Here is a 26,841-nt window from a genome sequence, read left to right on the forward strand (position 1 = left end):
CTCACGCGCGGCGTCACGCGGCGCTACAATCGCACGAATGAACGCGCCCCTCGATACCGCCATCGCCGTCGACGTCTACCGCCAGCGCCGTGAACGCGTGCTTGCCGCACTGCGTGCCGCGGGCGGCGGCGTCGCCATCGTCCCCACCGCACCGGAACTGCTGCGCAACCGCGATACGGCCTACCCGTACCGGTTCGACAGCTACTTCCATTACCTGACGGGCTTCACCGAGCCGGATGCCGTGCTCGTGCTGAACGCGGCCGCGCCGCACGGCGCGCCGGAATCGATCCTGTTCTGCCGCGGCAAGAACGTCGACCGCGAGATCTGGGAAGGCTTTCACTACGGGCCGGACGCCGCGCGCGACGCGTTCGGCTTCGACGCGGCATTCGCGGTCGACGTGATCGACACCGAAATGCCGCGCCTGCTCGCCGATGCGGGCACCGTGCACTACCGGTTCGGCGCATCGGCCGACTTCGAGCGCCAGCTCGCCGGCTGGCTCGACACGGTGCGCGCGCAGGCCCGCACCGGCGTCGCCGCGCCGGATGCCATGCTCGACCTCACGCCGCTGCTCGACGACATGCGGCTCGTGAAGGACGAACACGAACTCGCGATCATGATGCGCGCCGCGCACATCTCCGCGCTCGCACACCGCCGCGCGATGCAGGTGTGCCGCCCCGGCATCCGCGAATACGAGCTCGAGGCCGAGTTGCTGTACCTGTTCCGCAAGCACGGCGCGCAGGCGCCCGCGTACGGTTCGATCGTCGCGGCCGGCGCGAATGCGTGCGTGCTGCACTACCCGGCCGGCAACGCGGCCGCGCGGGACGGCGACCTGATCCTGATCGACGCCGCCTGCGAACTCGACGGCTACGCATCGGACATCACGCGCACGTTCCCGGCCAACGGCCGCTTCTCGCCTGCGCAGCGCACGCTGTACGACATCGTGCTCGCCGCGCAGCAGGCCGCGATCGACGCGACGCGCGCGGGCGTGCCGTTCGAGGCGCCGCACGACGCGGCCGTCCGCGTGCTCGCACAGGGGCTGCTCGACACCGGCATCATCCCGAAAACGCGCTTCTCGAACGTCGACGACGTGATCGCCGAGCGCGCGTACACGCGCTTCTACATGCACCGCACGGGCCACTGGCTCGGGATGGACGTGCACGACTGCGGCGACTACCGCGAGCGGCTCGCCGAGCGCGACGCCAACGGCGCGCTGCCGTGGCGCACGCTGAAGCCCGGCATGACGCTCACCGTCGAGCCCGGCCTGTATGTACGCGCGGCCGACGACGTGCCGCCCGAGTACTGGAACATCGGCATCCGCATCGAGGACGACGCGATCGTGCGCGAGCACGGCTGCGAGCTGATCACGCGCGGCGTGCCGGTCGCGGCCGATGAGATCGAGGCGCTGATGCGCGCGGACGCATGAGCGGCCGCCGACCGTTACCCCCGTTTCACGAATCAAGATGACGACCGCTTCCTCCCCGGCCACGCCGGATTACGACCTCGCCATCGTCGGCGCGGGCCCCGTCGGGCTCGCGCTCGCCGGCTGGCTCGCGCGCCGCAGCGCAACGCAGCACGCGTCGATCGCGCTGATCGACGCACGCGAACCGGCCGCGAGCGCGAACGACCCGCGCGCGATCGCCGTGTCGCACGGCAGCCGCGTGCTGCTCGACACGCTCGCGTGGCCCGCCGACGCCACGCCGATCGAACATATCCACGTGTCGCAGCGCGGCCATTTCGGCCGCACGCTGATCGACCGCGACGAGCACGCTCTCGCCGCGCTCGGCTACGTGGTGCGCTACGGCTCGATCGTGCAGGCGCTCGCGAATGCGGTGCGCGGCACGCGCGTCGACTGGCTCACGTCGACCACCGCACGCGCGCCGCAGCAGGACGCCGACGGCGTCACGCTGACGCTCGACGGCCCGCAAGGCGAGCGCACGCTGCGTGCGCGCATCGTCATCAATGCCGAAGGCGGCCTGTTCCACGAACAGCAGGCCGATACGGCCAAGCATCGCCGCGACTACGGACAGACCGCGCTCGTCGGCACGGTCACGGTATCGGCGCCGCGCCCGAACGTCGCGTGGGAACGCTTCACGCACGAAGGCCCGCTCGCGCTGCTGCCGCTCGGCGGCCCGCGCCAGGCCGACTACTCGCTCGTCTGGTGCTGTACGCCCGACGCAGCGGCGCGACGTGCCGCGCTGCCCGACGATACGTTCCTGCGCGAGCTCGGCGGCGTGTTCGGCGAACGCATGGGCGAATTCGTCGCGATCGCCGGACGCGCGTCGTTCCCGCTCGGCCTGAACGCCGCGCCGACGCTCGTCAGCGGCCGCGTCGCGATCGTCGGCAATGCCGCGCAAACGCTGCACCCGGTTGCGGGCCAGGGGCTCAACCTCGGGCTGCGCGATGCGCACACGCTCGTCGACACGCTGTCCGCACAAGGCTTCGAAGCGACCGCACTCGCGACCTTCAACGCGCGCCGCGCGCTCGACCGGCGCTTCACGATCGGCGCGACCGACACGCTGGCGCGCCTGTTTACGATCGACTCGGGCCCGCTTCCGCTGCTGCGCGGCGCCGCGCTCACCGCGCTCGAGTTCGTGCCGCCGCTCAAGAAGGCGATCGCGCGCCAGATGATGTTCGGCCAGCGCAACTGACGCGCGGCGCACCATACGGCGCCTCCGGGCAAACCCAGGCAAACCGGGTCAAATCGGCGGGGCATGGGAATACGGTAAAATGCCCGTTTTCCGTCTTCCCTTCCCCTGCCCGCGCCTGTCGCGGGCGGCGCCATTGCGATGCCCGTTATCGGCCCTCACGTATTGCGTAACAACCTGTTCGTCGCCCCGATGGCCGGGGTGACGGATCGTCCGTTCCGCCAGCTGTGCAAGCGGCTGGGGGCCGGTTACGCCGTGTCCGAGATGGTCGCGTCCAACGCGCAGCTGTGGAAGAGCGCGAAGACGATGCGGCGCGCGAACCACGAAGGCGAAGTCGAGCCGATCGCGGTGCAGATCGCCGGCGCCGATCCGGCGATGATGGCCGAAGCGGCCCGCTACAACGTCGACAACGGCGCGCAGATCATCGACATCAACATGGGCTGCCCGGCGAAGAAGGTCTGCAACGTCGCGGCCGGCTCCGCGCTGCTGCAGAACGAGCCGCTCGTGCAGCGGATCGTCGAGGCCGTCGTCGCGGCGGTCGGCACGGGGCCCGATGCGGTGCCCGTCACGCTGAAGATCCGCACCGGCTGGGACCGCGAGCACAAGAACGCGATCACGGTCGCGCGCCTGGCCGAAGCGGCCGGCATCTCGATGCTGACCGTGCACGGCCGCACGCGCGCCGACCTGTACCGCGGCGACGCCGAGTACGACACCATCGCGGCCGTGAAGGCGGCCGTGCGCATTCCGGTGGTGGCGAACGGCGACATCACGTCGCCGGCGAAAGCGAAGGCCGTGCTCGACGCAACCGGCGCCGACGCACTGATGATCGGTCGTGCCGCGCAAGGTCGGCCGTGGTTGTTCCGTGAAATCGATCATTTCCTGCAAACCGGCGAACTGCTGCCCCCGCCGCGGATCGACGAGATCCAGCACGTGATGAACGAACACCTGGAAGACCACTACGCGTTCTACGGTGAATTCACGGGCGTGCGTACTGCGCGCAAGCACATCGGCTGGTACACTCGCGGCCTTTCCGGTGCCAACGGGTTCCGGCACAGGATGAACACGCTCGATTCCTCCCGCGAGCAACTCGCTGCCGTCAATGCATTCTTCGAGGCGCAAAAGGCGCTGTCGGACCACCTCGTCTACGTCGATGACGAAGAGGAAAACGGCCAGGGCGAGTCGGACGACCATAACCAGTTAGCAGCATGAGCAAGCACAACATCGAACAATGTGTCCGCGAGAGCCTGGACGTGTATTTCCGGGATCTAGACGGCTCCAATCCGCACGACGTCTATGAAATGGTGATGTCCTGCGTCGAAAAGCCGATGCTCGAGGTCGTGCTCGTACAGGCCGGCGGCAACCAGTCGCTCGCCGCGGAGTACCTCGGCATCAATCGCAATACGCTGCGCAAGAAGCTGCAGCAGCACGGCCTGCTGTAGGCAGCCGTCCCGTCCCCGTTTCCCTGGCTATTGGTGGTTCCATCATGATCAAGCAAGCGCTCATTTCCGTTTCCGACAAGACCGGCATCGTCGACTTCGCGAAGTCGCTGTCCGACCTCGGCGTCAAGCTGCTGTCGACGGGCGGCACCGCGAAACTCCTCGCCGACGCCGGCCTGCCCGTGACCGAAGTGGCCGATTACACGGGCTTCCCGGAAATGCTCGATGGGCGCGTGAAGACGCTCCACCCGAAGGTGCACGGCGGCATCCTCGCCCGCCGCGACCTGCCCGAGCACATGCAGGCGCTGGAGCAGCACGACATCCCGACGATCGACCTGCTGGTCGTGAACCTGTATCCGTTCGTCGCGACGATCGCGAAGGACGACTGCACGCTCGCCGACGCGATCGAGAACATCGACATCGGCGGCCCGACGATGCTGCGCTCGGCCGCGAAGAACCACCGCGACGTGACGGTCGTCGTCGATCCGGCCGACTACGCGGTCGTGCTCGACGAAATGAAGGCGAACGGCAACACGATCGGCTACCCGACCAACTTCCGCCTCGCGACGAAGGTGTTCGCGCACACCGCGCAATACGACGGCGCGATCACGAACTACCTGACGAGCCTGACCGACGAGCTGCAGCACGCGTCGCGCAGCGCGTACCCGGCCACGCTGAACCTGGCGTTCGACAAGGTGCAGGACCTGCGCTACGGCGAGAACCCGCACCAGAGCGCGGCGTTCTACCGCGACCTCGCGACGCCGGCCGGCGCGCTGGCGAACTACCGCCAGCTGCAAGGCAAGGAACTGTCGTACAACAACATCGCGGATTCGGACGCGGCGTGGGAATGCGTGAAGACGTTCGACGCGCCGGCCTGCGTGATCATCAAGCATGCGAACCCGTGCGGCGTCGCGGTCGGCAACGACTCGGCCGACGCGTACGCGAAGGCGTTCCAGACCGATCCGACCTCCGCATTCGGCGGCATCATCGCGTTCAACCGCGAAGTCGACGAAGCGGCCGCGCAAGCCGTGGCGAAGCAGTTCGTCGAAGTGCTGATCGCCCCGTCGTTCTCCGACGCCGCGAAGCAGGTGTTCGCCGCGAAGCAGAACGTGCGTCTGCTGGAGATCGCGCTCGGCGACGGCCATAACGCATTCGATCTCAAGCGCGTGGGCGGCGGCCTGCTCGTGCAGTCGCTCGACTCGAAGAACGTGCAGCCGAGCGAGCTGCGCGTCGTCACGAAGCGCCAGCCGACCGCGAAGGAAATGGACGACCTGCTGTTCGCATGGCGCGTCGCGAAGTACGTGAAGTCGAACGCGATCGTGTTCTGCGGCAACGGCATGACGCTCGGCGTCGGCGCCGGCCAGATGAGCCGCGTCGACTCCGCGCGCATCGCCAGCATCAAGGCGCAGAACGCGGGCCTGACGCTGGCCGGCTCGGCCGTCGCGTCGGATGCGTTCTTCCCGTTCCGCGACGGCCTCGACGTCGTCGTGGCGGCCGGCGCGACCTGCGTGATCCAGCCGGGCGGCTCGATGCGCGACGACGAAGTGATCGCGGCAGCCGACGAGCACGGCATCGCGATGATCCTGACGGGCGTGCGCCACTTCCGTCACTGATCGCCGCATGCGGCCCGCGCGGCCGCTGCACGAGAACCCGGCGGCATCACCCCCGCCGGGTTTTTTATTGCGCGGCGCCTTCGCGCACGACCGGGCGACCGGCTTGCCGCACCATTCGTTGTAGTATCGCTGCATCACGCCATTCTCCTCACTCATGCGAATTCTCGGCATCGACCCCGGCCTGCGCGTCACCGGCTTCGGCGTCATCGACGTCAGCGGCCACCGGCTCGCCTATGTCACGAGCGGCGTGATCCGCACGCCGACGGCCGACCTGGCCACCCGGCTCGGCACGATCTTCCAGGGCGTCTCGACGATCGTGCGCGAACACGCGCCCGACCAGGCCGCGATCGAAAAGGTGTTCGTCAACGTGAACCCGCAGTCGACGCTGCTGCTCGGCCAGGCGCGCGGCGCCGCGATCTGCGGGCTCGTCGCGGGCGGGCTGCCGGTCGCCGAATACACGGCGCTGCAGCTCAAGCAGGCCGTGGTCGGCTACGGCCGCGCGACCAAGACGCAGATGCAGGACATGGTCACGCGGCTGCTCAACCTGTCCGGCCAGCCGGGCTCCGACGCAGCCGACGCGCTCGGCATGGCGATCTGCCACGCGCACGGCGGCAACACGCTCAGCACGCTGGGCGGCCTCGCGCCGGCGCTCGCGCAGAAAGGGCTGCGCGTGCGGCGCGGCCGGCTGGTCGGCTGACGCCGCCGCGCACCGCGGCCCGGCGCATCGGCTCGACTGCGTTGGCGCCTTGGCTGGCGTTGGCCACCTTGATCGTTTTACCCGCGCCGACACGCCGGCGACACGCGCTGCTTCGGCCTGACGGACGCACCCATCGGCATTGCGCCGCGCGTGCGCTACACTCGCGCTTTCTTCCTCGCATCCCGTCCTCCATGATCGGTCGCATCGCCGGCATCCTGCTCGAAAAGAACCCGCCTCATCTGCTCGTCGACTGCAACGGCGTCGGCTACGAAATCGACGTGCCGATGAGCACCTTCTACAACCTGCCGCAAACGGGCGAACGCATCGTGCTGCTCACGCAGCAGATCGTCCGCGAGGACGCGCACCTGCTGTACGGCTTCCTGACGCCGCAGGAACGCACGACCTTCCGCGAGCTGCTGAAGATCACCGGCGTCGGCGCGCGCATGGCGCTCGCCGTGCTGTCCGGCATGAGCGTGCAGGAGCTCGCGCAAGCCGTGACGATGCAGGACGCCGCCCGCCTCACGCGCCTGCCCGGCATCGGCAAGAAGACGGCCGAGCGCCTGTTGCTCGAACTGAAGGGCAAGCTCGGCGCCGACCTCGGTGCGCTCGCCGGGGCCGCGTCGGCGTCCGACCACGCGACCGACATCCTCAACGCGCTGCTAGCGCTCGGCTACTCCGAGAAGGAAGGCCTTGCCGCGATCAAGAACGTGCCGGCCGGTACCGGCGTGTCCGAAGGCATCAAGCTCGCGCTGAAGGCGCTGTCGAAGGCGTAACGCGCGGTCGATCCAGCCGTCGAAGCCAGTGTCGCGCCGCCGCGCGGCACGCGCCAGTCGGCCGTTCGGCCAGGTGGTCCGCGCTTCGTCGCGCGGTACAATGGCCGCATGATTGAAACCGACAAACTCGCCACCGAGCAGCGGATCATCGCCGCCACGCCCACCTCGTCGCACGAGGAGGTGTTCGAACGTGCGTTGCGGCCGCGTCAGCTCGACGATTACGTCGGCCAGGAAAAGGTGCGCGGCCAGCTCGAGATCTTCATCGAAGCCGCGAAGCGCCGCGCCGAGCCGCTCGACCACGTGCTGCTGTTCGGGCCGCCGGGCCTCGGCAAGACGACGCTCGCACACATCATCGCGCGCGAAATGGGCGTGAACCTGCGCCAGACGTCGGGCCCCGTGCTCGAGCGCGCGGGCGATCTCGCCGCGCTGCTGACGAACCTCGAAGCAAACGACGTGCTGTTCATCGACGAGATTCACCGGCTGTCGCCGGTCGTCGAGGAAATCCTGTATCCGGCGCTCGAGGATTACCAGATCGACATCATGATCGGCGAAGGCCCGGCCGCGCGCAGCGTGAAGCTCGACCTGCAGCCGTTCACGCTGGTCGGCGCGACCACTCGCGCGGGGATGCTGACCAACCCGTTGCGCGATCGTTTCGGGATCGTCGCGCGCCTCGAGTTCTACGACGCCGATCAACTGTCGCGCATCGTGCGTCGCTCGGCGTCGCTGCTGAACGCGCAGATCGATCCGAACGGCGCGCTGGAAATCGCGAAGCGCGCGCGCGGCACGCCGCGAATCGCGAACCGGCTGCTGCGCCGCGTGCGCGACTTCGCGGAAGTGAAGGCCGACGGCCAGATCACCGCGGCCGTCGCCGATGCCGCGCTCGCGATGCTCGACGTCGATCCGGTCGGCTTCGACCTGATGGACCGCAAGCTGCTCGAAGCGATCCTGTACAAGTTCGACGGCGGCCCGGTCGGCATCGACAACCTCGCGGCGGCGATCGGCGAGGAGCGCGACACGATCGAGGACGTGCTCGAACCGTACCTGATCCAGCAGGGCTTCCTGCAGCGCACGCCGCGCGGCCGCGTCGCGACGCTGCTCACGTATCGCCACTTCGGGCTGTCGGTGCCCGATGCGCGCCGCACCCCCGAGCGCGACGAGTGGGATACCCCCGACGGGAAGTAATCCGTCGCCGAGCCGCAACCGCCATGACGACGCCGCCCAGCCGCCACCCCACCGCACCCGTGCCGAGCCCGCGCTGGGCCGAGCCGATCCGCAAGCGGCTCGTGGCCGGCATCACGCACCTGACGGCCGGCGGCGGCGGCCCGTCGATCGATCTCTCGTCACCGCCTGGAGACCCGGGGCTGTTCGGCCCCGACGCCGTCTGCTGGCGCGTGCATGCGGATTTCACGTCGATGATGACGGGCGGCATCGCCGCGCTGCTGCTGCAGGCGCTCCACCCGCTCGCGCTCGCGGGCGTCTGGGATCATTCGTCGTTCCGCACCGACATCTTCGGCCGCTTGCGGCGCACCGCCACGTTCATCACGGGTACGACGTTCGGCAGCCGCGCGGATGCGCTCGCGCTGATCGAGCGCGTGAAAACGATCCACGCGCGCATCTCGGGCAGTGCGCCGGACGGCCGGCCGTACCGCGCCGACGATCCCGCGTTGCTGACCTGGGTGCATGTCGCGGAAGTGTCGAGCTTCCTCGCCGCGCATATGCGTTATGTGAATCCGGCGCTGTCGGGCGAACTGCAGGACCGCTATTACGCGGAGACGGCGCTGATCGCCGAGCTGCTCGGCGCCCGCGAGGTTCCGCGTTCGCGCGCCGAGGTGGCGGCCTATCTCGCGCGCATGCTGCCCGAACTCGAAGCCGGGCCGCGAACGTTCGACGTGATGTCCATCCTGCTGAACGTGCCGGTCGCGAAGCCCGCGCTGCGGCCTGCCGCGTCGCTGGTGATGCATGCCGGGATCGACCTGCTGCCGCCGTGGGCGCAGCGCATGCTCGGCGTGTCGACGTTCGCGCCGTTACGGCGCGCGCTGGTCCGGCCCGGCATACGCGCCATCGCGCCCGTGCTGCGCTGGGCGCTCGTGAACGGCGCGTCGAAGCGTGCGCGCCGCCGCGCGACGGCCCCCCCGTCCGACGGCACCCCGCCTGCCTGACGATCCGTTTCTTCGGATCATTTCAATTTGCTGTCAAATACCTGTGACAAGCTGACGGGCTTGCACCCGCGCACGGTCGCACGTCCTGCTCGTCACGCATGCCCGTGACCCGCGCGGTGTCCCGCCCACCCGACCGACACCCGATGCCCGCGATGCCACGCCTGCCGATTCGTTTCGCCCTTGCCGCCAGCCTGTCCACCGTCTTCGCTCTCGCCGCGTGCGGAGGCGACGAGGTCGCCGCCGTCGCGCGCACGGACGCGCAACCGCCGTCCGGCGGCACGACGACGACGCCGGCTCCCACACCGCCCGCCACCACCACGCCGCAACCGGGCAAGTGGAAGGCTGCCCGCGCCGGCGACCTGATCGACGTGACGCTAGGCGATCTCCATCCGACGCAGGGTGCGATCGGCTACGACCAGATCTACTACAAGCTCGGCCGCTACGAACTGCAGCCCGACAAGAAGTTCGACGACTTCTGCGCGGACGAAGGCCTCGGCGGCGTCGCATCGAGCGGCTACACGGCCCAATCGTCGCTGCGCGAGCCGGCGAGCTACACGTGCGCGACGGCCGACACGAACGCCCGCGACCGCTCGGTGCTGAACCCCGTCGTGATCGGCCCGAACGGCGATGCGCTGTACCTGACCGACGGCCACCACGGGCTGTCGACCTATTACGAGACGCCCGACGGCGGCCCGGCGCTGCACGTGCACGTCGTCGTCAAGGACAACCTCAGCGGCTACTCGGGCGACGCGTTCTGGCAGCAGATGCAAAGCCGCGGCTATCTGCGCCTGAAGAACGGCGAAGGCAAGCCGATCACGACCGCGCAACTGCCGAGCGGCCTCGGCTTGACGCTCGGGATGACGAACGACCGCTACCGCTCGCTCGTCTATTTCACGCGCGACATCGGCTACAGCAAACCCGCACAAGCGACCGACTACCTCGAGTTCTACTGGGCCGACTGGCTGCGCGCGCAGCCGGGCACGTTCGCGCTGGCCGGCTATGACCTGACGCGGCCCGGCACGACCGATCCCGATCCGGCGAAGGCCGACACGGGCTACCTGAATGCGGTCTGGAATGCGTCGACGCGGATGGTCGCGGCCACGGACCCCGTGATCGACGGCAAGACGGGCGCCGATCTCGGGCGCGCCGATGCGATCAACGGCGGGAAGAAATACAGCAAGGGGGAATTCGACAAGCTGCGCCAGCCGATCACGGCCGACAAGCCCGGCAAGATCGCGTACGCGCTCGACTACAAGACGCGTCACGGGCTGCCGCAGTAAGCGTCACACGAGAAGAAAGCGAACCCCGGGCCGGCCGTGCCGGACGGGGGTTGGCGTGCTCAGAGCACCTTGCGGTACCCATCGTCATCATCGCTCGCGGCTTCGAGATGCGACACGTCGGCCCACTGCACGACCCGCGCGCGGCCATCCACGTAATCGACGACGTTGATGCTGGTGTTGAGCAGCTGATAGTTACGCGGCGCCGACAGCTCGATCCCGTTCGCGAAGCGATACACGCAATCGAGCACGCCGCCGTGCGCGACGCACGCGATCCGGCCGCCCGGATGCGCGGCGACGATCGGTTCGAGCGCATGCAGCACGCGGTGATAAAACTCTCGCTGCGACTCGCCGCCCTCCGGCGCGAAGCCCGGATCGCGCGTCTGCCACGCCGCATACGCGTCCGGAAACAGCGCCTCGATCTCGGTGCTGTCGTGCCCCTGGAACGCGCCGTACGAACGTTCGCGCAACCCTTCGCGCAGCAGCAGCGGCAGCCCGAGCGCATCGGCAAAGGGTTGTGCGGTCTGTTGCGCGCGCATCAGGTCGCTCGAATACACCGCGTCGAGCCGCGCGCCGTCGCGCGCCTCGCGCCCGAGCCGCACAGCCAGCCGCTGCGCCTGCGCGAGCCCCGTATCGGCCAGCGGGATGTCGATATGCCCCTGGATGCGCTTGATGCGGTTCCAGGCCGTCTCGCCGTGGCGGATGAAAAGAATCTGCGTGGTGGCCATCGCGGCGCGTCTCCGGGGAAGAATCAGGGCCGCACTTGCAGCCAGAACGTCACGGGGCCGTCGTTGACGAGCGACACCTGCATGTCGGCGCCGAACTCGCCCGTCTCGACGATCGGGTGCCGCGCCCGCGCGGCCGCGACGAAATAGTCGAACAGCCGCGCGCCTTCGTCGGGCGGCGCGGCCGGCGTGAAGCTCGGACGCAGCCCGCTGTTGGTATCGGCCGCGAGCGTGAACTGCGACACGAGCAACAGGCCGCCTGCACGGCCTTCGCCGTCGATGTTCGACACCGGCAGGTTCATCTTGCCGGCTGCATCGCTGAACACGCGGTAGCCGAGCAGCTTCGCGAGCAGCTTGTCGGCCGCGGCCTCGGTATCGCCGCGCTCCGCGCAGACCAGCGCGAGCAGGCCCGCGCCGATCTCGCCCGTCGTCCGGCCGCCGACGCGCACGTCGGCGCGCGTCACGCGCTGGATCAGCGCGATCATGCAGTCAGCGTGACGCGTGCGAAGCGGCGCTTGCCGACCTGCACGACGAACTCGCCGGCCTCGACCTTCAGGCCCTTGTCCGACACGGTCGCGCCGTCGATCTTCACGCCGCCCTGCTCGATGTTGCGCAGCGCTTCGCTCGTCGACGGCACGAGGCCGGCCTGCTTCAGCAACTGACCGATCGCCAGCGGCGCGCCGGCCAGCGTGACCGACGGAATGTCGTCCGGCACGCCGCCCTTCGCGCGGTGGTTGAAGTCCTCGAGCGCACGCTCGGCGTCGGGCTGCGAGTGGAACCGCGCGACGATTTCCTGCGCGAGCAGCACCTTGAAGTCGCGCGGATTGCGGCCGCCTTCGGCCTCGCGCTTGAAGCCGGCGATCTCGTCGAGGCTGCGGAACGACAGCAGCTCGAAGTAACGCCACATCAGCGTGTCCGAGATGCTCATCAGCTTGCCGAACATGTCGGTCGGCTTCTCGCTGATGCCGACGTAATTGCCCTTCGACTTCGACATCTTCTCGACGCCGTCGAGGCCTTCGAGCAGCGGCATCGTCAGGATGCACTGCTGTTCCTGGCCGTACTGCTTCTGCAGTTCGCGGCCGACCAGCAGGTTGAACTTCTGGTCGGTGCCGCCGAGTTCGAGATCGGCGTTCAGCGCGACCGAATCGTAGCCCTGCATCAGCGGGTACAGGAATTCGTGGATCGAGATCGGCACGCCGCCCTGGAAGCGCTTCGTGAAATCCTCGCGCTCGAGGATCCGCGCGACCGTGTAGCGCGACGCGAGCTTGATCATCCCGTCCGCGCCGAGCGGCATCGACCATTCGCTGTTGTAGCGGATTTCGGTCTTGTCGCGATCGAGCACGAGTGCGGCCTGCTCGAAGTAGGTCTTCGCGTTCGATTCGATCTGCTCGCGCGTGAGCGGCGGACGCGTCGCGTTGCGGCCCGACGGGTCGCCGATCAGCGACGTGAAATCGCCGATCAGGAAGATCACCGTGTGGCCGAGGTCCTGCAGCTGGCGCATCTTGTTCAGCACGACCGTATGGCCGATGTGGATGTCCGGTGCGGTCGGATCGAGGCCGAGCTTGATGCGCAGCGGCGTGCCCGTGGCTGCGCTGCGCGCGAGCTTCTGCGCGAACTCTTCCTCGATCAGCAGCTCGTCGACGCCGCGCTTCGTGACGGCGAGCGCATGCCGGACTTCGTCGGTGATCGGGAAAACGGGCTTGGAACTGGGTTCGGTGCTCATCGGTGCCAGGAAGAATGTCGCAAAAACAGGGATTTTCCCATAACTTGCGCGCGCATCGCTTAACGACGCGTCACGTTGCGCGGATAATCGGGCGCAAGGCGCGCGGCACCGGCCCGCGCCGCACGATCCAGGAGAACCCAACGTGCCGCAACGACAGCCGCAGCATGCCCATCCGGCAGACGGCATCTACTTCGGGCTGATGTCGGGAACCAGCATGGACGGCGTCGACGGCGTCGCCGTGCGTTTCGAGGCCGGCCGCGCGCCGGCCGTGCTCGCGGAAGCGTTCGTCGGCTTCGCGCAATCGCTGCGCGACGCGCTGTTCGCGCTGCAGCAGCCCGGCGACAACGAGATCGACCGCGAATCGCTCGCGGCGAATGCGCTCGTCACGCGCTATGCGGTGTGCTGCCATGAATTGCAGCGCACGGCCGGGCTGTCGCGCGACGAGATCCGCGCGATCGGTGTGCACGGCCAGACGGTGCGCCACCGGCCCGAGCGCGGCTATACGCGCCAGCTCAACAATCCGGCGCTGCTCGCCGAGCTGACCCAGGTCGACGTGATCGCCGATTTCCGCAGCCGCGATGTGGCCGCCGGCGGCCACGGCGCGCCGCTCGCGCCGGCCTTCCATGCGACGGTGTTCGGCGCGCCGGGAGAAACGCGCGTCGTCTGCAATCTCGGCGGGATCAGCAACATCACGATCCTGCCCGACGCGGGCGGCGACGTGCGCGGCTTCGACTGCGGCCCCGCGAATGCACTGATCGATGCGTGGGCGACCCGCCATCTGGGCAAGCCGTACGACGACGGCGGCAAGTTCGCCGCACGCGGCAGCGTCCACGCGCCGCTGCTCGACGCGTTGCTCGACGAACCGTATTTCACCGCGCCGCCGCCGAAAAGCACCGGACGCGACCTGTTCAATCCCGCATGGCTCGATGCGAAGCTCGCCGCGTTCCCGCAGGTTGCGCCGGAGGACGTGCAGGCGACGCTCACCGCGCTCACCGCCGTGTCGGTGGCGCGCGAAATCGCGCAGCACGCACCCGGCTGCCAGGCCGTCTTCGTATGCGGCGGCGGCGCACGCAATCCGGTGCTGCTCGACGCGCTCCGGCACGCGCTGCGCGAGGCCGGCGTGCCGGCCACCGTCGATACGACGGCCGCGCTCGGCGTGCCGCCGCAGCAGGTCGAAGCGCTCGCGTTCGCGTGGCTCGCGTACCGCTTCACTGCGCGCCAGCCCGGCAATCTCGCGAGCGTGACGGGTGCCGCCGGCGAGCGCGTGCTCGGCGCACTCTATCCGCGCTGACGCGATACCCGCCGCGCGGCGGGCGCTGCAAGGCGAGCGCGCATGAAAAACGGGGCATGAAGCCCCGTTTTTTATTCCGGCGAGCCGGCGCGGATCTGGCGTGCGCTCAGACCGAGAACGACGAACCGCACCCGCAGGTGGTGGTCGCGTTCGGGTTCTTGATCACGAACTGGGCGCCGTTGAGGTCGTCCTTGTAGTCGATCTCGGCGCCGACCAGGTACTGGTAGCTCATCGAGTCGATCAGGAGCTGGACGCCGTTCTTGTTCATCACGGTGTCGTCCTCGTTGACTTCCTCGTCGAACGTGAAGCCATACTGGAAGCCGGAGCAGCCGCCACCCTGCACGAACACGCGCAGCTTCAGGTCGGGATTGCCCTCTTCGTCGATCAATTGCTTGACCTTGTCGGCCGCGGCGTCGGTGAAGACGAACGGCAGCGGCATATCGGTCGTCGTTGCTGCGGATTCGGTAACAGCGTTCATTCGAACTCTCCAAAAAGCTTTAGCCGCTATTGTAGGGCCGATCAGAAGATCGTGCTGATGTCCATGAAATCAATAGGTTCTTGTCGATTTCATCAAGGGCGCCCGCGCGGGCGGGCGCCGCAGCGGCCCGGAAGCGGCCATAAAAAAACCGCCAGCATGAAAGCTGGCGGTTTTTTCGGCGGACGCCGCCCGAAAGCGGCGAGGCCATGAAGCGAAATTAACGCTTCGAGAACTGCTTTGCGCGGCGTGCCTTGCGCAGACCGACCTTCTTACGCTCGACTTCACGCGCATCACGCGTAACGAAGCCTGCGGTCGACAGCGACGGCTTCAGCGTCGCATCGTAGTCGATCAGTGCACGGGTGATGCCGTGGCGCACTGCGCCTGCCTGACCCGTTTCGCCGCCGCCGTTGACGTTCACCTTGATGTCGAACGTCTGGCCGTGGTTCGTGAGTTCCAGCGGTTGACGCACGATCATCAGCGACGTTTCGCGCGAGAAGTAGTCAGCGATGGGCTTGCCGTTGACGATGATGTCGCCCTTGCCAGCCTTGATGAAGACACGTGCGACTGCGCTCTTGCGGCGGCCCGTACCGTAGTTCCAGTTACCGATCATGTGGGTCCCCTTAGATCTCGAGCGCCTTCGGCTGTTGAGCCGAATGCGGATGCGTCGCTTCTGCGTAGACCTTCAGCTTCTTGATCATCGCGTAGCCGAGCGGGCCCTTCGGCAGCATGCCCTTGACCGCCTTCTCGAGCGCGCGGCCCGGGAAGCGTTCCTGCATCTTGCCGAACGTCGTTTCATAGATACCGCCCGGGTAGCCCGAGTGACGGTAGTACTTCTTGTCCAGCGTCTTGTTGCCCGTGACCTTCAACTTGCTCGCGTTGACGATGATGATGAAATCACCGGTGTCGACGTGCGGGGTGAACTCAGGCTTGTGCTTGCCGCGCAGACGGCGTGCCACTTCGCTGGCAACACGGCCGAGAACCTTATCCGTCGCGTCAATCACGTACCATTCGCGCGTCACCTCATGGGCTTTTGCGGAAAACGTCTTCATGATCGATCCAAAAAAAATGCTTTGCCCGATGTGTTCGTCCTGCTTGTCTGTGTGCGCTTCGAGGCGCGGTGCAGGCTCTCCCTGTTCTTTTTCCGTGGGCATGAATGCGGAAAAGCCCTGAATTATAAAGGAAATACGGTTGCGTGGTCAAAGAGAATCCACGCCCCGTGTTCGCGGCGGCCGAAATGGGCCAAAATCCGGTCGTGCCCCACCAGCCAGGCGAACCGAGCGCCTGGGGAGGCACCCATCGACGCGCGGCACATGACCTTGCCGCGCCCGACCGGCCAAACCCGAAAAACAACAAACCAGCATGATGAAACAACGACTTACGCCCTTCCTCGCGGCCGCGCTGCTGGCCGCCGCGGCGCCCGCCGTCGCCGCCCGCTCCGGCTGCGAAGCCAAGCTCGACGCACTCGACGCGCGCATCGCCGAAGCCCGGACCGCCCGTGCCGAAGACCGCATCGCGCGCCTGCGCGCGGTGCGCGAACGTGTCCGCCACTTCTGCGCGCGCGGCCACGGCCACGCGTCGGCCGCCTACGCGCCGACGCCTGAGGCCGGCTCGCGCGGCACGCCGCCCGACGCGACCTCGCAGCCGGCGGCGCGACAGCCCGCATGACTGCCGGCGCGCGCAAGCCGCGCGCCGATGTTTGCATGGGACGAAAAAAAGCCCGAACGGCTGGTTCGGGCTTAATCCACCTTAGGAGGAGGGTGGAGGAGACATTCGGAGGTTGCCGCAGCGCGACAACCAATGAGGCTCATTATACGAATGCCCTGCGGACTTCACAAGAAAATTTGCATTGCGAAATCAAATACCACGATATGAGATCGTGGCCGGCAAACTTCCGAGAATCACTTTCCGTTTAAAATCAATTACATAATCGTATCGGACACGACTTAAAACCGCCCTCGCCTAGAGCAAAACCCCTAAATTCAACCGGGAAATCGCCGCTCGCCGCCCTGCTCGCGCGGCACCGGCGTTGCCCGTCGTGCAGCGCATCAGCCGACCGTTGCGCTGCGGGCTACAATGCCGGATCGAATCCGAATCAGGCAACGCTGGAGTGCAAGCATGGAATGCAAAGTAAGCTGGATGGGCCAGGACGGCATGGCGTTTTCCGCCGAGACCGGCAGCGGGCATCTCGTCACGATGGACGGCGCGCCCGAAGGCGGCGGCCACAATCTCGCGCCGCGTCCGATGGAAATGGTGCTGCTCGGCACCGGCGGCTGCACGGCCTATGACGTCGTGCTGATCCTGAAGAAGAGCCGCCAGGAAGTGAGCGGCTGCTCGGTCACGCTGAAGGCCGAGCGTGCGAGCGAAGATCCGAAGGTGTTCACGAAGGTGCACTTCCACTTCACGGTCACCGGCCGCAACCTGAACCCGGCCACGGTCGAGCGCGCGATCAACCTGTCGCACGACAAGTATTGCTCCGCGTCGATCATGATCGCGAAGACGGCCGAACTCACGCATTCGTTCGACATCGTCGCCGCCTGAGCGCGCGACGCACGCATGAAAAAAAGGGCCGGCGCTCCGCAGGGAGACGCCGGCCCTTTCGCATTCGAACGGCAAAGCAGGCCGATAAGCCGGATTCTGTGCACGCTGCGCGCCGAAGCACGCAACGCGTGGCAGCCATTCCTCTAGGCGCGCCATTGCTGACGCGCTCAAGCTTCCTACCCGCAGACGAGACGGGGGCCCCGTCCTGCATCCGAAAATGCGCGCCTGCCTACTTGGAATTGCTCCGGGTGGAGGTTACCGTGCCGGCGAACGTCGCCGTCGCCGCGGTGCGCTCTTACCGCACCGTTTCACCCTTACCTGATCCCGGCTTGCGCCGGGCCATCGGCGGTTTGCTTTCTGTTGCCCTGTTCCGCGTGTCGCCACGGATGGCCGTTAGCCATCACCCTGCCCTGTGGAGTCCGGACTTTCCTCGCCCCCGCGCGCCCGAAGGCGGCGAGGCCGCGACTGCCTGGCCTGCTTTGCGACGCGCATTCTAGCACTGCGCGCCGCCGTCGGCAGCGCGCGAGCGGCGGCCGCTGCGAAACACGGCCGGATCGTCGTAGAACGCGGCGTCGGCGTTCGCCGCGCACCAGCCCGGCACGCCGAGCACCGGCAGCGGCGCGAAATCGCGGCTCGTCAGCGCGCGCGTCGCGAGTTCGGCGGCGATTCGCGCGTCGACATGCGCGCGCCGTTGCGCGTCGGGCCATGAAAAATAGTCGGCGCTCACGTCGACGATCCACGCGTGCGCGGTGCAGGACTTGTAGGGTGCGACGAGCTGTTCGAGCAGCGCATGGCCGACGAGCCGCGCTTCGCAGCGCGTGCCCCACGCCTCGCGCGCGGCCACCAGCAGCCCCGGCCAGTCGAAGCCGCGCAGCGCGTCGGCGAGCGCGCGGTCGGCGGTGACGAACAGCGCGGCGTTCTCGTCGAACAGCGTCAGCGCATCGCGCAACGTGCCGCGTACGGGGCCGACGCCGCCCGCCGCGTCGATCGCGGCGGCCTGGCGCGCGTTCAGCGCGGCCTTGGTGCGCGGGTACGCGAACCAGACGAGCACATTGAAGAAGTCGTGAAGCGTGTGGCGGGTCGGCACGCGGCCGGTGTCCGCAATATGGGTCTCGTACGCGACGCCGGGCGGCAGCTCGGCCTGCGGCACGAAGCGCAGCGGCCTGCCGCGACCGGTGACGCGATCGCCGCCGCGCAACGCACCGTTCAATGCATCGAGCAGCGCAGCCTCGCCCGCACGGGCGGCCGCCTGCCACGCGCGGCCCGGCTCCGCATGATGCGCGAGTCACGGCGCGGACCAGTCGATCCGCGCGAACTCCGCCGCCGCGCGACCGGCCGCAGGGCCGGGTTCGCGCGGCGGCGCGCCGGTCACGCGAGTTTCCAGCCGATCGTCTCGCCGCCGCGCAGCGGCACGACCGGCGTATCGCCCGCGAAGATCTCGCGCGGCAGCTCCCACGCCTCGCGGCGCAGCGTGACCGTCTCGGCGCTGCGCGGCAGCCCGTAGAAATCCGCGCCGAAGAAGCTCGCGAACCCCTCCAGCTTGTCGAGCGCGCCGGCCGTGTCGAACGCTTCCGCGTACAGTTCGAGCGCGTGCAGCGCCGTGTAGCAGCCCGCGCAGCCGCACGCGGTTTCCTTCGCGTCACGCGCATGCGGCGCGCTGTCGGTGCCGAGGAAGAAGCGCGGGTTGCCCGACGTCGCGGCCTCGACCAGCGCCACGCGATGCGTCTCGCGCTTCAGCACCGGCAGGCAGTAGTAATGCGGGCGAATCCCGCCGACGAACAGCGCGTTGCGGTTGTACAGCAGGTGATGCGCGGTGATCGTCGCGCCGAGCAGGCCAGGCGCCGCGTCGGCATCGCGCACGTAGTCGGCCGCGTCCTTCGTCGTGATGTGCTCGAACACGACCTTCAGGCCCGGGAAGTCGCGGCGCAGCGGCGTCATCACGCGGTCGATGAACACCTTCTCGCGGTCGAACAGGTCGATCGACGCGTCGGTCACCTCGCCGTGCACGAGCAGCGGCATGCCGGTTTCCTGCATCGCCTCGAGCGTCTTCGCGCATTTCGCGAGATCGGTGACGCCATGGTCGGAATTCGTCGTCGCGCCGGCCGGGTACAGCTTCACGCCGTGCACGAAGCCGCTTTCGCGCGCGCGGCGGATTTCGTCGGGCGGCGTGTTGTCGGTCAGGTACAGCGTCATCAGCGGTTCGAACGTCATCCCGGCCGGCAGCGCGGCGAGGATGCGCTCGCGATAGGCCTGCGCCTGCGCGGTGGTCGTGACCGGCGGCTTCAGGTTCGGCATGACGATGGCGCGGCCGAACTGGCGGGCGGTGTGCGGCAGCACGGCGGCGAGCATGTCGCCGTCGCGCAGGTGCAGGTGCCAGTCGTCGGGACGGGCGAGCGAAAGCGTCGCCGGGGAAGAAGCGTTCGAGGCAGTCATAGGAGGCATCGTGAGGAACGGGCTTGCCATCGGCGGGGCCGGAACGCGCGTGCGCGGGCCGACTGACGGCAAACCGCAACACGGGGCCTTTGGCCAGCGGAATCCGCTTTTTACCGCTCAGGGCTCGGTGATATGCTAGAAGCCGCATTGTACCGGGGTTCGCCCGGTTCGTTACCCCCTGCTTCGGCCTGCCGCCCCACGTAAAATGTGCCAACTCCTTGGAATGAACTGCGCCGCGCCGACGGACGTCACATTCTCCTTCACAGGTTTCGCGGCCCGGGGCGGGCTCACCGATCACCATGCCGACGGCTGGGGCATCGCGTTCTTCGAAGACAAGGCCTGTCGCCTCTTCATCGATCACCAGGCATCGGCCACGTCGCCGATCGCCGAAATGGTGAAGCGCTACCCGATCAAGTCCAAGAACACGATCGCGCACATCCGCAAGGCGACGCAAGGGCACATCCTGCTCGAGAACAGCCATCCGTTCATGCGCGAGCTGTGGGGCCGGCACTGGATCTTCGCGCATAACGGCGACCTGCAGGACTACGCGCCGGACATGGACGGCAGCGTCTACCATCCGGTCGGCACGACCGACAGCGAACAGGCGTTCTGCGTGCTGATGCAGGGGCTGCGCGAGGCCTTTCCCGGCGCGCAGCCGCCGCTGCCCGAGCTGTTCGAGCGGGTCGGCGAACTGACGCGCGGCATCACCGATCACGGCGTGTTCAATTTCCTGATGTCGAACGGCCAGGCGCTCTTCGCGCACTGCTCGACGCGGCTGCACTACCTCGTGCGGCGCTGGCCGTTCTCGACCGCGCATCTCGTCGACGAAGACCTGTCGATCGACTTCGCGAAATACACGACGCCCGAGGATCGCGTCGCGGTGATCGCGACGCAGCCGCTCACCGACAACGAAGTCTGGACCGCATTCGAGCCGGGCGAGCTGATCATGTTCCAGTGCGGCGACGTCGCCGCGCGGATGCAGATTCCGGTGCCCGAACGCGTGCTCGAGAAGCTGCGCAACCCGGCGCTCGACGCGTCGGCGTCCGCGCCGCGCACGGAGGTTCGCGAAGCGCTCGCCACCGCGGCCGACGGCGACTCCGACGACGCGATCGATTTCTGAAGCCCCGCGCGGCATCGGCTGCGCCCGCTTCCTGCTCACTGCCTGCCTGCTGCGCGAACTTCATACGACGCGTCCGACGACGCCCGTCATCGGCGCACATCGCCCCGCTCCGGCCAATACGGCTTCATTTTGGCCACCACCCGGCGCAACCGATCGACGTCACGCGAGATTCGCTTGATTTTATTAATTTACGAGCGAAAATAAATAAAAATCGAGACACACGAAACAGCCATCAATTAAAACGAAAATCCCGGAACCGCATTTTAGCGCGCCTCATCCGCCGGAACCGTGCGCTATCCCACCTACTCCGGCAGCCCCTCCGGATTTTCACGAAATCCCCCCAGACCCGCCACCACCATGGCTTTCGGTTCGATTAACCACACAAATCAAAAATACCACGCATTACGGTTCGCATCATTACAGTTTCCCGTTTCTCGATAATCGACGGCCACCCGAATCAGTAAACTCCGCCCATCCTCGGTGTAACGAAACACGATTGGCGCGACACGCAGCCATAGCCGCCGCACGCCCCTTCGGATCATTTCCCCACCGCGGAATGCGAATTCGCCGAATGGCGGCGAATGCCACGTCAAAAGAAGAAAGAGGGGTAGTCGTGAATCACTCATTTCGATCGATATGGAACGAGGCCGCCGGCTGCTGGGTCGCGGTTGCGGAAACGGCTCGGGCGCGCGGCAAACGCTCGGGCAGCGAATCGGGTGCAAGCCGCCGCACCGCGCACAAGGCAGCGCACCGCGCAGCGCGCCGGTCGCCGCTGCGCGTCGCGGCGCTCGGCGCCGCACTGGCGGCACTGTCGGCCGGCTCCGCGCATGCATCGACGTGCGGCAACGGCACGGCCGTCGCGAACGGCGGCACCTGCGCGCCCGGCAGTTTCAGCCCCACCGTCAACGACAACCTGGCCGGCTCCGCCACCGTGTCGGGCGGCGATACCGTCGGCGTGTCGGGCGCATGGGCCGCCAACGGCGGCGACCCGGGCTACACGCTCACGCCGATCGGCAGCACGACCATCGTGTCGGGCAACCCGAACCAGCCGCTGCTGTCACTCGGCGGCAAGACCCACAGCGTCAGCACGCCCGACTCGATCACCCGCACCCACACGTCGGTCGCGACCTACGATTCGTCCGCGTTCTCCGCGTCGACGGCCGGCGCGACCGAAGTGCCCGTCTATCACGACGTGAACGGCGATCAGTATGTGAACACGCGCATCGGCACCGTCGCCGCCACCGGCGGTACGCTCAACGTGTCGATCGGCAATGCGGCGAACGCTCCCGATGCAGCCGGCAACGCGATCGAGATGGCCGCGAAGCAGACCGACCTGACCGTCGCGGACGGCACGGGCGCCGCGAAAAGCACCGTCACCTGGAACTCGCGCAACCAGATCCGGTTCACCACCGGCGACTACCTCGCGGACGGCGGCGCGGTCGGCACCCGCCAGCTCGACGTGCCGACCTACGCGGGTACCTTCACCGCATTCGACGGCAGCACGTGGCAGGTGACCGACGCCGCCTCGCTCGCCGCGTACAACGATTTTCTCGTGCGCTCGGTGCAGAGCGGCGCGCTCGGCTCGCAGGCTGCCTACGACAGCGCATTCAGCCAGGCCGTCACGTTCTCGCAGCAGGCCTTCCAGTATCAGAACACTGTGTCCGCCGGCGACAAGAACACGCTGCCGATCGATCACCTGTCGGTGATGCACGGCACGGGCGCGAACGCGACGCTGCAGATCGGCAAGGATGGCCAGATCGACTTCCGCGGCGTCAACACGATCGTCTCGAGCTCGGCCGTCCTCGCGGAAAACGGCGCGCACTTCATCAACGACGGCCGCCTGTCGGGTGACTTCACGCTGGTGCGCCTGCTGAGCGGTGCGAGCGGCGTCAACAACGGCGTGATCTCGTCCGGGTACGCATCCGGCGACGACTTCGACACGAGCGGCAGCGCGCCGCCGAACAACTTCAACTACAACGCGTACACCGAAGGCAACGGCGTGTTTGCGAACGGTGCGGCCACGTCGTTCGTCAACAACGGCGTGATGAACGTCGGCGCGTGGACGCTGGACGGCAACCGCCCCGACCTGCAGAACTACGCGGTCGCCGTGACAGGCGGCGCACGCGCGTCGAACGCCGGCACGATCAACGTCGGCGTCAACGCGACGACGCTCGACAGCCAGGTGATCGGCGGCCTCGTCGCCGGCGGCAGCTTCACGAACGAAGCCGGCGGCACGATCTATCTCGGCCGCTCGGCGCAGTACGCGCCCGGTCAGACGGCAAACGACGTCGCGCTCACCGCGCACGCGTACGGCATCCTGCTCGGCGCGTCGGGCACCGCGAGCAACCTCGGCACGATCGTGATCGGCGCGCAGACGCAGAACGGCGCCGCGCTGGCGAGCATCGGCTCGACCTCGGGCACGCTGACCAACGCGGGCACGATCGTCGTCAACGGCGCCGCGCCCGGCACGCCGCTCGCCAACGTCGGCATGCTCGCCGCCGACACCGCCGCGACCGTGGCCAACACGGGCACGATCACGCTGAATGGCGTGAACGGCATCGGCATCATGGTCGTCGGGACCGGCACGAACGCGACGGCCGCGACGTCGACCGGCACGATCAACGTGGCCGGCGGCCTCGATCCCGCGTCGGGCACGCGCAACTACGGCGTGTGGGCCGAGGGGCCGCTCGCGAAGGCCACGATCGACGGTGCGCTCAACCTGACGGGCACCGGCGCGATCGGCGTGCATGCGCGTTCGGGCGCGACGATCGACGTCGGTGCGAACGCCGTGCCGGCCTTCATGTCCGGCACGAACCAGATCGGCTTTTATGCATACGGCGCAGGCTCGAAAATCAACGTCGCCGCGCAGCACCTGAGCGTCGACACCGACGATTCGACGCTGTTCCGCGTCGCGGGCGGCGCGGCCTACACGGGCACGTCGACTGCCGGCGCGCTGACGACCGACGTCAACGGCCAGCGGGCGCGCGGCGTGCTCGCGACCGACACCGGCACCACGCTGTCCACCGGCAACGCGATCTACGACGTCAACGGCGCGAACGGCATCGCGATCGCCGTGGAAGGCGGCGCGAAGGGCAAGATCGACGCGGGCGCGACGATCAACCTGAACGCGACCGGCGCGACCGCGGGCATCGTCGACGGGCAGGCGCACGACCTCGCCGGCGCGAATGCCGGCGCACCGGTCGCGACGACGCTGACCAACAACGCCGCCGTCACGTCGTCGACCGCCGGCGTGACCGGTTTCATCGCGCAGAACCTCGGCACGCTCGAGAACCGCAGCACGGTGTTGCTGACCGGCGCGGGCTCGACGGGCGTCGTGGCCGGCACGCTCGGTACGGTGAACAACGCATCGACGATCCGCGTCGCCAACGGCACGGGCGCGCTCGTGCAGGGTGCGTCGGCCACGCTCGCCAATGCGGGTTCGATCGAAGCCGATGACGGCCTGGCGGGCGTACGCCTGACGGGGGCCAGCGCATCGGTCGCGCTGTCGGGCACCGGCACCGTCATCGCGAACGGCAGCGCCGACGGCGTGCTGATCGACTCGACCGTCACGGACGGCGGTATCGCGGCCGGCGCGACGTCGATCGCGGTCGGCGGATCGGGCAGCGGGATCCGCAACCTCGGTGCGAATGCAACGATCGCGCTGTCCGGCACGCAGGTCGCCACGACCGGCAACGGCGCCGCCGGCCTCACGTCGACCGGCGCGGGCGCGCGCATCGCGACCGATGCGGCCACGGTCGTCCGCACGGCGGGCGCCGATGCGCGCGGCCTGTCCGTGTCGGGGGCCGATTCCATGCTCACGGCCAACGGGACGACCGTCGCGACGACCGGCACGAACGCCCATGCGATCGTCATGGACGGTGGCGCGACGGCCCTGCTGTCGGGCGCGAAAATTTCCGCATCGGGTGCCGCGGCCGATGGCATCGTCGCGCAAAACGGCGGCCGCATCGCCGATACGGGTTCGTCACTCGCCAGCGCGGCCGGCAACGGCGCCACCGCGAACAGCGGCGGCGTGCTCGCGTTGACCGGCACGACGCTCACGGGCGCGACGGCCGGCGTGCTGACGTCGGACACGTTCGCGAACGGCGCGACCGGCTCGGTACTCGTCGACGGCGGCAGCGTGACGTCCGCCACCGGGCCGGCCTTCGCCGCACGCGGCGGCACGGCCGACATCGCGGTGCGCAACGGCACGGTCGTGACGGCCGGCAACGGCACGCTGCTGAACCTCGCGAACGGCAGCAACGTGACGTTCAACGCATCGGCGGTGAACCTCGCGGGCGACATCGTTTCCGACGCGTCGAGCACCGGCAACGTGTTCCTCGCGAACGGCACGACGCTGACCGGGAAGATCGACCCGGTCGCGCTGACCGTCGACGGCACGAGCACGTGGCGCATGACGGGCAGTTCGGTCCTGAGCCGCCTGAACAACGCGGGCCTCGTCGCGTTCGCCGCGCCGACCGGCTCGCCGACGCTGACCGGCAGCTACAAGACGCTGACGACCGGCGGCTACGTCGGCAACGGCGGCACGATCGCGCTGAACACGTATCTCGGCGCCGACGCGTCGCCGACCGACCGGCTGATCGTGAACGGCGGCGCGGCGAGCGGCACGACCGGCCTGAAGATCGCCAACACGGCCGGCAGCGGCGCGCAGACGACCGGCGACGGGATTCCCGTGGTCGTCACGGCCAACGGCGGCACGACCGCCGCGTCGGCGTTCCATCTCGCGGGCCCGGTACAGGCCGGCGCGTACGAGTACCGACTCTATCGCGGCGGCCAAAGCGATGCGAACGGCTGGTACCTGCGTTCGCAGCTCGACCAGACCGACCCCGGCGACCCGATCCACCCGTCGGGCAGCGGCGACGGCGGCAACAACGGGAATGGAAATGGCAACGGCGGCGGCGCGCTCGCGTATCGTCCGGGCGTCTCCGGCTACGCGATGACGCCGCTGCTGAACGCCGACTACGGCTTCTCGACGCTCGGCCGGCTGCACGAGCGCGTCGGCGATATCTACAACGTCGAGAAGCAGCAGCCCGGCAATCGCGACGGCGTGTGGGGGCGCATCGGCGGCCAGAGCCTCGATGCGAACGCGGGCCGCTTCTCGGCAGACGAACGCACATTCTTCGCGCAGTTCGGCAAGGACTGGACCCTCGACCAGGCGCCCAACGGCGCCGGCAGCACGCATGCGGGCGTGACGGCCAGCATCGGCGTGTCGAATGCGAGCTTCAGCGACATGGCGCGCGCGGGCTCACCCAACCTGTCGACGTCGACGGGCTCGGTCGAGATGCACGCGCAGAGCGTCGGCGGCTACTGGACGCGCTACCTGTCCGACGGCACCTACCTCGACAGCGTCGGGCAGGTCACGCACTACGGCAACCGCTATCGCGACAGCTACGGCAACGAGGCGTCGCAGAACGGCTTCGGCGTCGCGCTGTCGCAGGAAGTCGGCAAGCCGTTCGCGATCGGCACGTTGCCGGTCGCGGTCGAGCCGCAGGCGCAATTGATGTACCAGTACCTGAAGCTGAACGGGTTCAACGACAACGTGTCGGCCGTATCGGGCACGACGACGAATGCGCTGCGCGGCCGCGTCGGCGTGCGGATCTTCCGGCCGAACCTGCAGTCGGACGCGGGCGGCGGCGCCGCGACGCCGTACTTCACGGCCGACGTGCTGCACGACTTCCTGTCGCCGGGGCAAACCGTCGTCGGCGGCACGCCGTTCGCGACGCATCTCGGGCGCACCTGGTACGAGCTCGGCGTCGGCGTGACTGCCGGCTTCGGCAAGTCGGGCGAGCTGTACGCGAATGCGAAGATCGCGCGCAACATCGGCGGCGATTACCGGCGCGGGATCGTCGGGCAGGTCGGCTACCGGTACAGCTGGTAACGCCCGGCACCGGACGAAAAAAAACCGCCCGGCTGCC

At 68.2% G+C, this 26,841-nt stretch carries 23 protein-coding genes and 1 other RNA gene; 15 read left to right on the forward strand and 9 right to left on the reverse strand.

Annotation, left to right across the window (positions count from 1 at the left end):
* Positions 1-37: 37 nt before the first annotated feature.
* From HWW87_RS12975 to HWW87_RS13020, 10 genes are all read left to right on the forward strand, one after another.
* Positions 38-1,423 (forward strand): aminopeptidase P N-terminal domain-containing protein, encoded by a 1,386-nt coding sequence (locus tag HWW87_RS12975; protein WP_175820556.1) that lies wholly within the window; start codon positions 38-40, stop codon positions 1,421-1,423.
* A 37-nt stretch (positions 1,424-1,460) separates the two neighbouring features.
* Positions 1,461-2,648 carry a UbiH/UbiF/VisC/COQ6 family ubiquinone biosynthesis hydroxylase gene (locus tag HWW87_RS12980; protein WP_175820557.1) on the forward strand — a complete coding sequence of 396 codons (1,188 nt, stop codon included), beginning with the start codon at positions 1,461-1,463 and terminating at the stop codon, positions 2,646-2,648.
* Positions 2,649-2,786: 138 nt separating this feature from the next.
* Positions 2,787-3,854 (forward strand): tRNA dihydrouridine synthase DusB, encoded by a 1,068-nt coding sequence (dusB, locus tag HWW87_RS12985; protein ID WP_174386055.1) that lies wholly within the window; start codon positions 2,787-2,789, stop codon positions 3,852-3,854.
* Positions 3,851-4,084, forward strand: coding sequence for a Fis family transcriptional regulator (locus tag HWW87_RS12990; RefSeq protein WP_006476892.1), 234 nt, complete (start codon positions 3,851-3,853; stop codon positions 4,082-4,084). Before dusB ends, HWW87_RS12990 begins: the two co-directional genes overlap by 4 nt.
* 44 nt (positions 4,085-4,128) lie before the next feature.
* The gene (gene purH / locus HWW87_RS12995; RefSeq protein ID WP_175820558.1) at positions 4,129-5,694 is read left to right on the forward strand and encodes a bifunctional phosphoribosylaminoimidazolecarboxamide formyltransferase/IMP cyclohydrolase; all 1,566 of its coding nucleotides are present in this window, start codon (positions 4,129-4,131) and stop codon (positions 5,692-5,694) included.
* Positions 5,695-5,848: 154 nt separating this feature from the next.
* Positions 5,849-6,391: a crossover junction endodeoxyribonuclease RuvC gene (ruvC, locus tag HWW87_RS13000; protein ID WP_027813218.1), complete on the forward strand. Its 543-nt coding sequence runs from the start codon at positions 5,849-5,851 to the stop codon at positions 6,389-6,391.
* Between the two features lie 191 nt (positions 6,392-6,582).
* The gene (gene ruvA / locus HWW87_RS13005; RefSeq protein ID WP_174386058.1) at positions 6,583-7,164 is read left to right on the forward strand and encodes a Holliday junction branch migration protein RuvA; all 582 of its coding nucleotides are present in this window, start codon (positions 6,583-6,585) and stop codon (positions 7,162-7,164) included.
* Positions 7,165-7,272: 108 nt separating this feature from the next.
* Positions 7,273-8,346 (forward strand): Holliday junction branch migration DNA helicase RuvB, encoded by a 1,074-nt coding sequence (gene ruvB, locus HWW87_RS13010; protein ID WP_174429902.1) that lies wholly within the window; start codon positions 7,273-7,275, stop codon positions 8,344-8,346.
* A gap of 23 nt (positions 8,347-8,369) precedes the next feature.
* Positions 8,370-9,323: an oxygenase MpaB family protein gene (locus HWW87_RS13015; RefSeq protein WP_174429903.1), complete on the forward strand. Its 954-nt coding sequence runs from the start codon at positions 8,370-8,372 to the stop codon at positions 9,321-9,323.
* Between the two features lie 152 nt (positions 9,324-9,475).
* Complete coding sequence (locus tag HWW87_RS13020; protein ID WP_174429904.1) at positions 9,476-10,603, forward strand: ParB/Srx family N-terminal domain-containing protein; 1,128 nt, start codon at positions 9,476-9,478, stop codon at positions 10,601-10,603.
* Positions 10,604-10,662: 59 nt separating this feature from the next.
* Here the strand turns inward: HWW87_RS13020 and HWW87_RS13025 are convergent, their stop codons facing one another.
* The 3 genes from HWW87_RS13025 to tyrS are packed head-to-tail and all read right to left on the reverse strand — an operon-like array spanning position 10,663 to position 13,048.
* Positions 10,663-11,328, reverse strand: a complete 666-nt coding sequence (locus HWW87_RS13025; protein ID WP_174429905.1) for a histidine phosphatase family protein — start codon at positions 11,326-11,328, stop codon at positions 10,663-10,665.
* A 23-nt stretch (positions 11,329-11,351) separates the two neighbouring features.
* Positions 11,352-11,810: a D-aminoacyl-tRNA deacylase gene (gene dtd, locus HWW87_RS13030; RefSeq protein ID WP_011544595.1), complete on the reverse strand. Its 459-nt coding sequence runs from the start codon at positions 11,808-11,810 to the stop codon at positions 11,352-11,354.
* Positions 11,807-13,048 (reverse strand): tyrosine--tRNA ligase, encoded by a 1,242-nt coding sequence (tyrS, locus tag HWW87_RS13035; RefSeq protein WP_006483424.1) that lies wholly within the window; start codon positions 13,046-13,048, stop codon positions 11,807-11,809. The genes dtd and tyrS overlap by 4 nt, the downstream gene beginning before the upstream one ends.
* Positions 13,049-13,190: 142 nt before the next feature.
* Here tyrS and HWW87_RS13040 point away from each other — a divergent pair, with 142 nt between their 5' ends.
* Positions 13,191-14,339: an anhydro-N-acetylmuramic acid kinase gene (locus tag HWW87_RS13040; RefSeq protein ID WP_174429906.1), complete on the forward strand. Its 1,149-nt coding sequence runs from the start codon at positions 13,191-13,193 to the stop codon at positions 14,337-14,339.
* 106 nt (positions 14,340-14,445) lie between these two features.
* On the opposite strand, the gene erpA is transcribed toward HWW87_RS13040, so the two are convergent.
* From erpA to rplM, 3 genes are all read right to left on the reverse strand, one after another.
* Positions 14,446-14,817, reverse strand: a complete 372-nt coding sequence (erpA, locus tag HWW87_RS13045; RefSeq protein ID WP_006759918.1) for an iron-sulfur cluster insertion protein ErpA — start codon at positions 14,815-14,817, stop codon at positions 14,446-14,448.
* 217 nt (positions 14,818-15,034) lie between these two features.
* Positions 15,035-15,427: a 30S ribosomal protein S9 gene (rpsI, locus tag HWW87_RS13050; RefSeq protein ID WP_174386066.1), complete on the reverse strand. Its 393-nt coding sequence runs from the start codon at positions 15,425-15,427 to the stop codon at positions 15,035-15,037.
* Positions 15,428-15,437: 10 nt separating this feature from the next.
* Positions 15,438-15,866, reverse strand: a complete 429-nt coding sequence (gene rplM, locus HWW87_RS13055; RefSeq protein ID WP_041490553.1) for a 50S ribosomal protein L13 — start codon at positions 15,864-15,866, stop codon at positions 15,438-15,440.
* Positions 15,867-16,176: 310 nt separating this feature from the next.
* On the opposite strand from rplM, the gene HWW87_RS13060 reads away from it, so the two are divergent.
* Positions 16,177-16,482 (forward strand): DUF1090 family protein, encoded by a 306-nt coding sequence (locus tag HWW87_RS13060; RefSeq protein WP_174429907.1) that lies wholly within the window; start codon positions 16,177-16,179, stop codon positions 16,480-16,482.
* A 408-nt stretch (positions 16,483-16,890) separates the two neighbouring features.
* Positions 16,891-17,355, forward strand: coding sequence for an OsmC family protein (locus HWW87_RS13065; RefSeq protein ID WP_074801272.1), 465 nt, complete (start codon positions 16,891-16,893; stop codon positions 17,353-17,355).
* 69 nt (positions 17,356-17,424) lie between these two features.
* On the opposite strand, the gene rnpB is transcribed toward HWW87_RS13065, so the two are convergent.
* The 3 genes from rnpB to pyrC all read right to left on the reverse strand — a co-directional run bounded on the left by rnpB (position 17,425) and on the right by pyrC (position 19,788).
* Positions 17,425-17,836: RNase P RNA component class A (rnpB, locus tag HWW87_RS13070), an RNA gene on the reverse strand.
* A gap of 12 nt (positions 17,837-17,848) precedes the next feature.
* Positions 17,849-18,577 (reverse strand): DUF3025 domain-containing protein, encoded by a 729-nt coding sequence (locus HWW87_RS13075; protein ID WP_244107202.1) that lies wholly within the window; start codon positions 18,575-18,577, stop codon positions 17,849-17,851.
* 146 nt (positions 18,578-18,723) lie between these two features.
* A complete protein-coding gene (gene pyrC, locus HWW87_RS13080; protein WP_011350953.1) occupies positions 18,724-19,788 on the reverse strand; it encodes a dihydroorotase in 1,065 nt (354 codons plus the stop codon).
* 205 nt (positions 19,789-19,993) lie between these two features.
* Here pyrC and HWW87_RS13085 point away from each other — a divergent pair, with 205 nt between their 5' ends.
* Together HWW87_RS13085 and HWW87_RS13090 are read left to right on the forward strand one after the other, a co-directional pair.
* The gene (locus HWW87_RS13085; protein WP_175820559.1) at positions 19,994-20,908 is read left to right on the forward strand and encodes a class II glutamine amidotransferase; all 915 of its coding nucleotides are present in this window, start codon (positions 19,994-19,996) and stop codon (positions 20,906-20,908) included.
* 613 nt (positions 20,909-21,521) lie between these two features.
* A complete protein-coding gene (locus HWW87_RS13090) occupies positions 21,522-26,804 on the forward strand; it encodes an autotransporter outer membrane beta-barrel domain-containing protein (protein ID WP_175820560.1) in 5,283 nt (1,760 codons plus the stop codon).
* The last annotated feature ends 37 nt before the right edge of the window (positions 26,805-26,841 follow it).

This window comes from Burkholderia sp. BCC0419 (assembly GCF_902830285.1).
GTDB lineage: Bacteria > Pseudomonadota > Gammaproteobacteria > Burkholderiales > Burkholderiaceae > Burkholderia.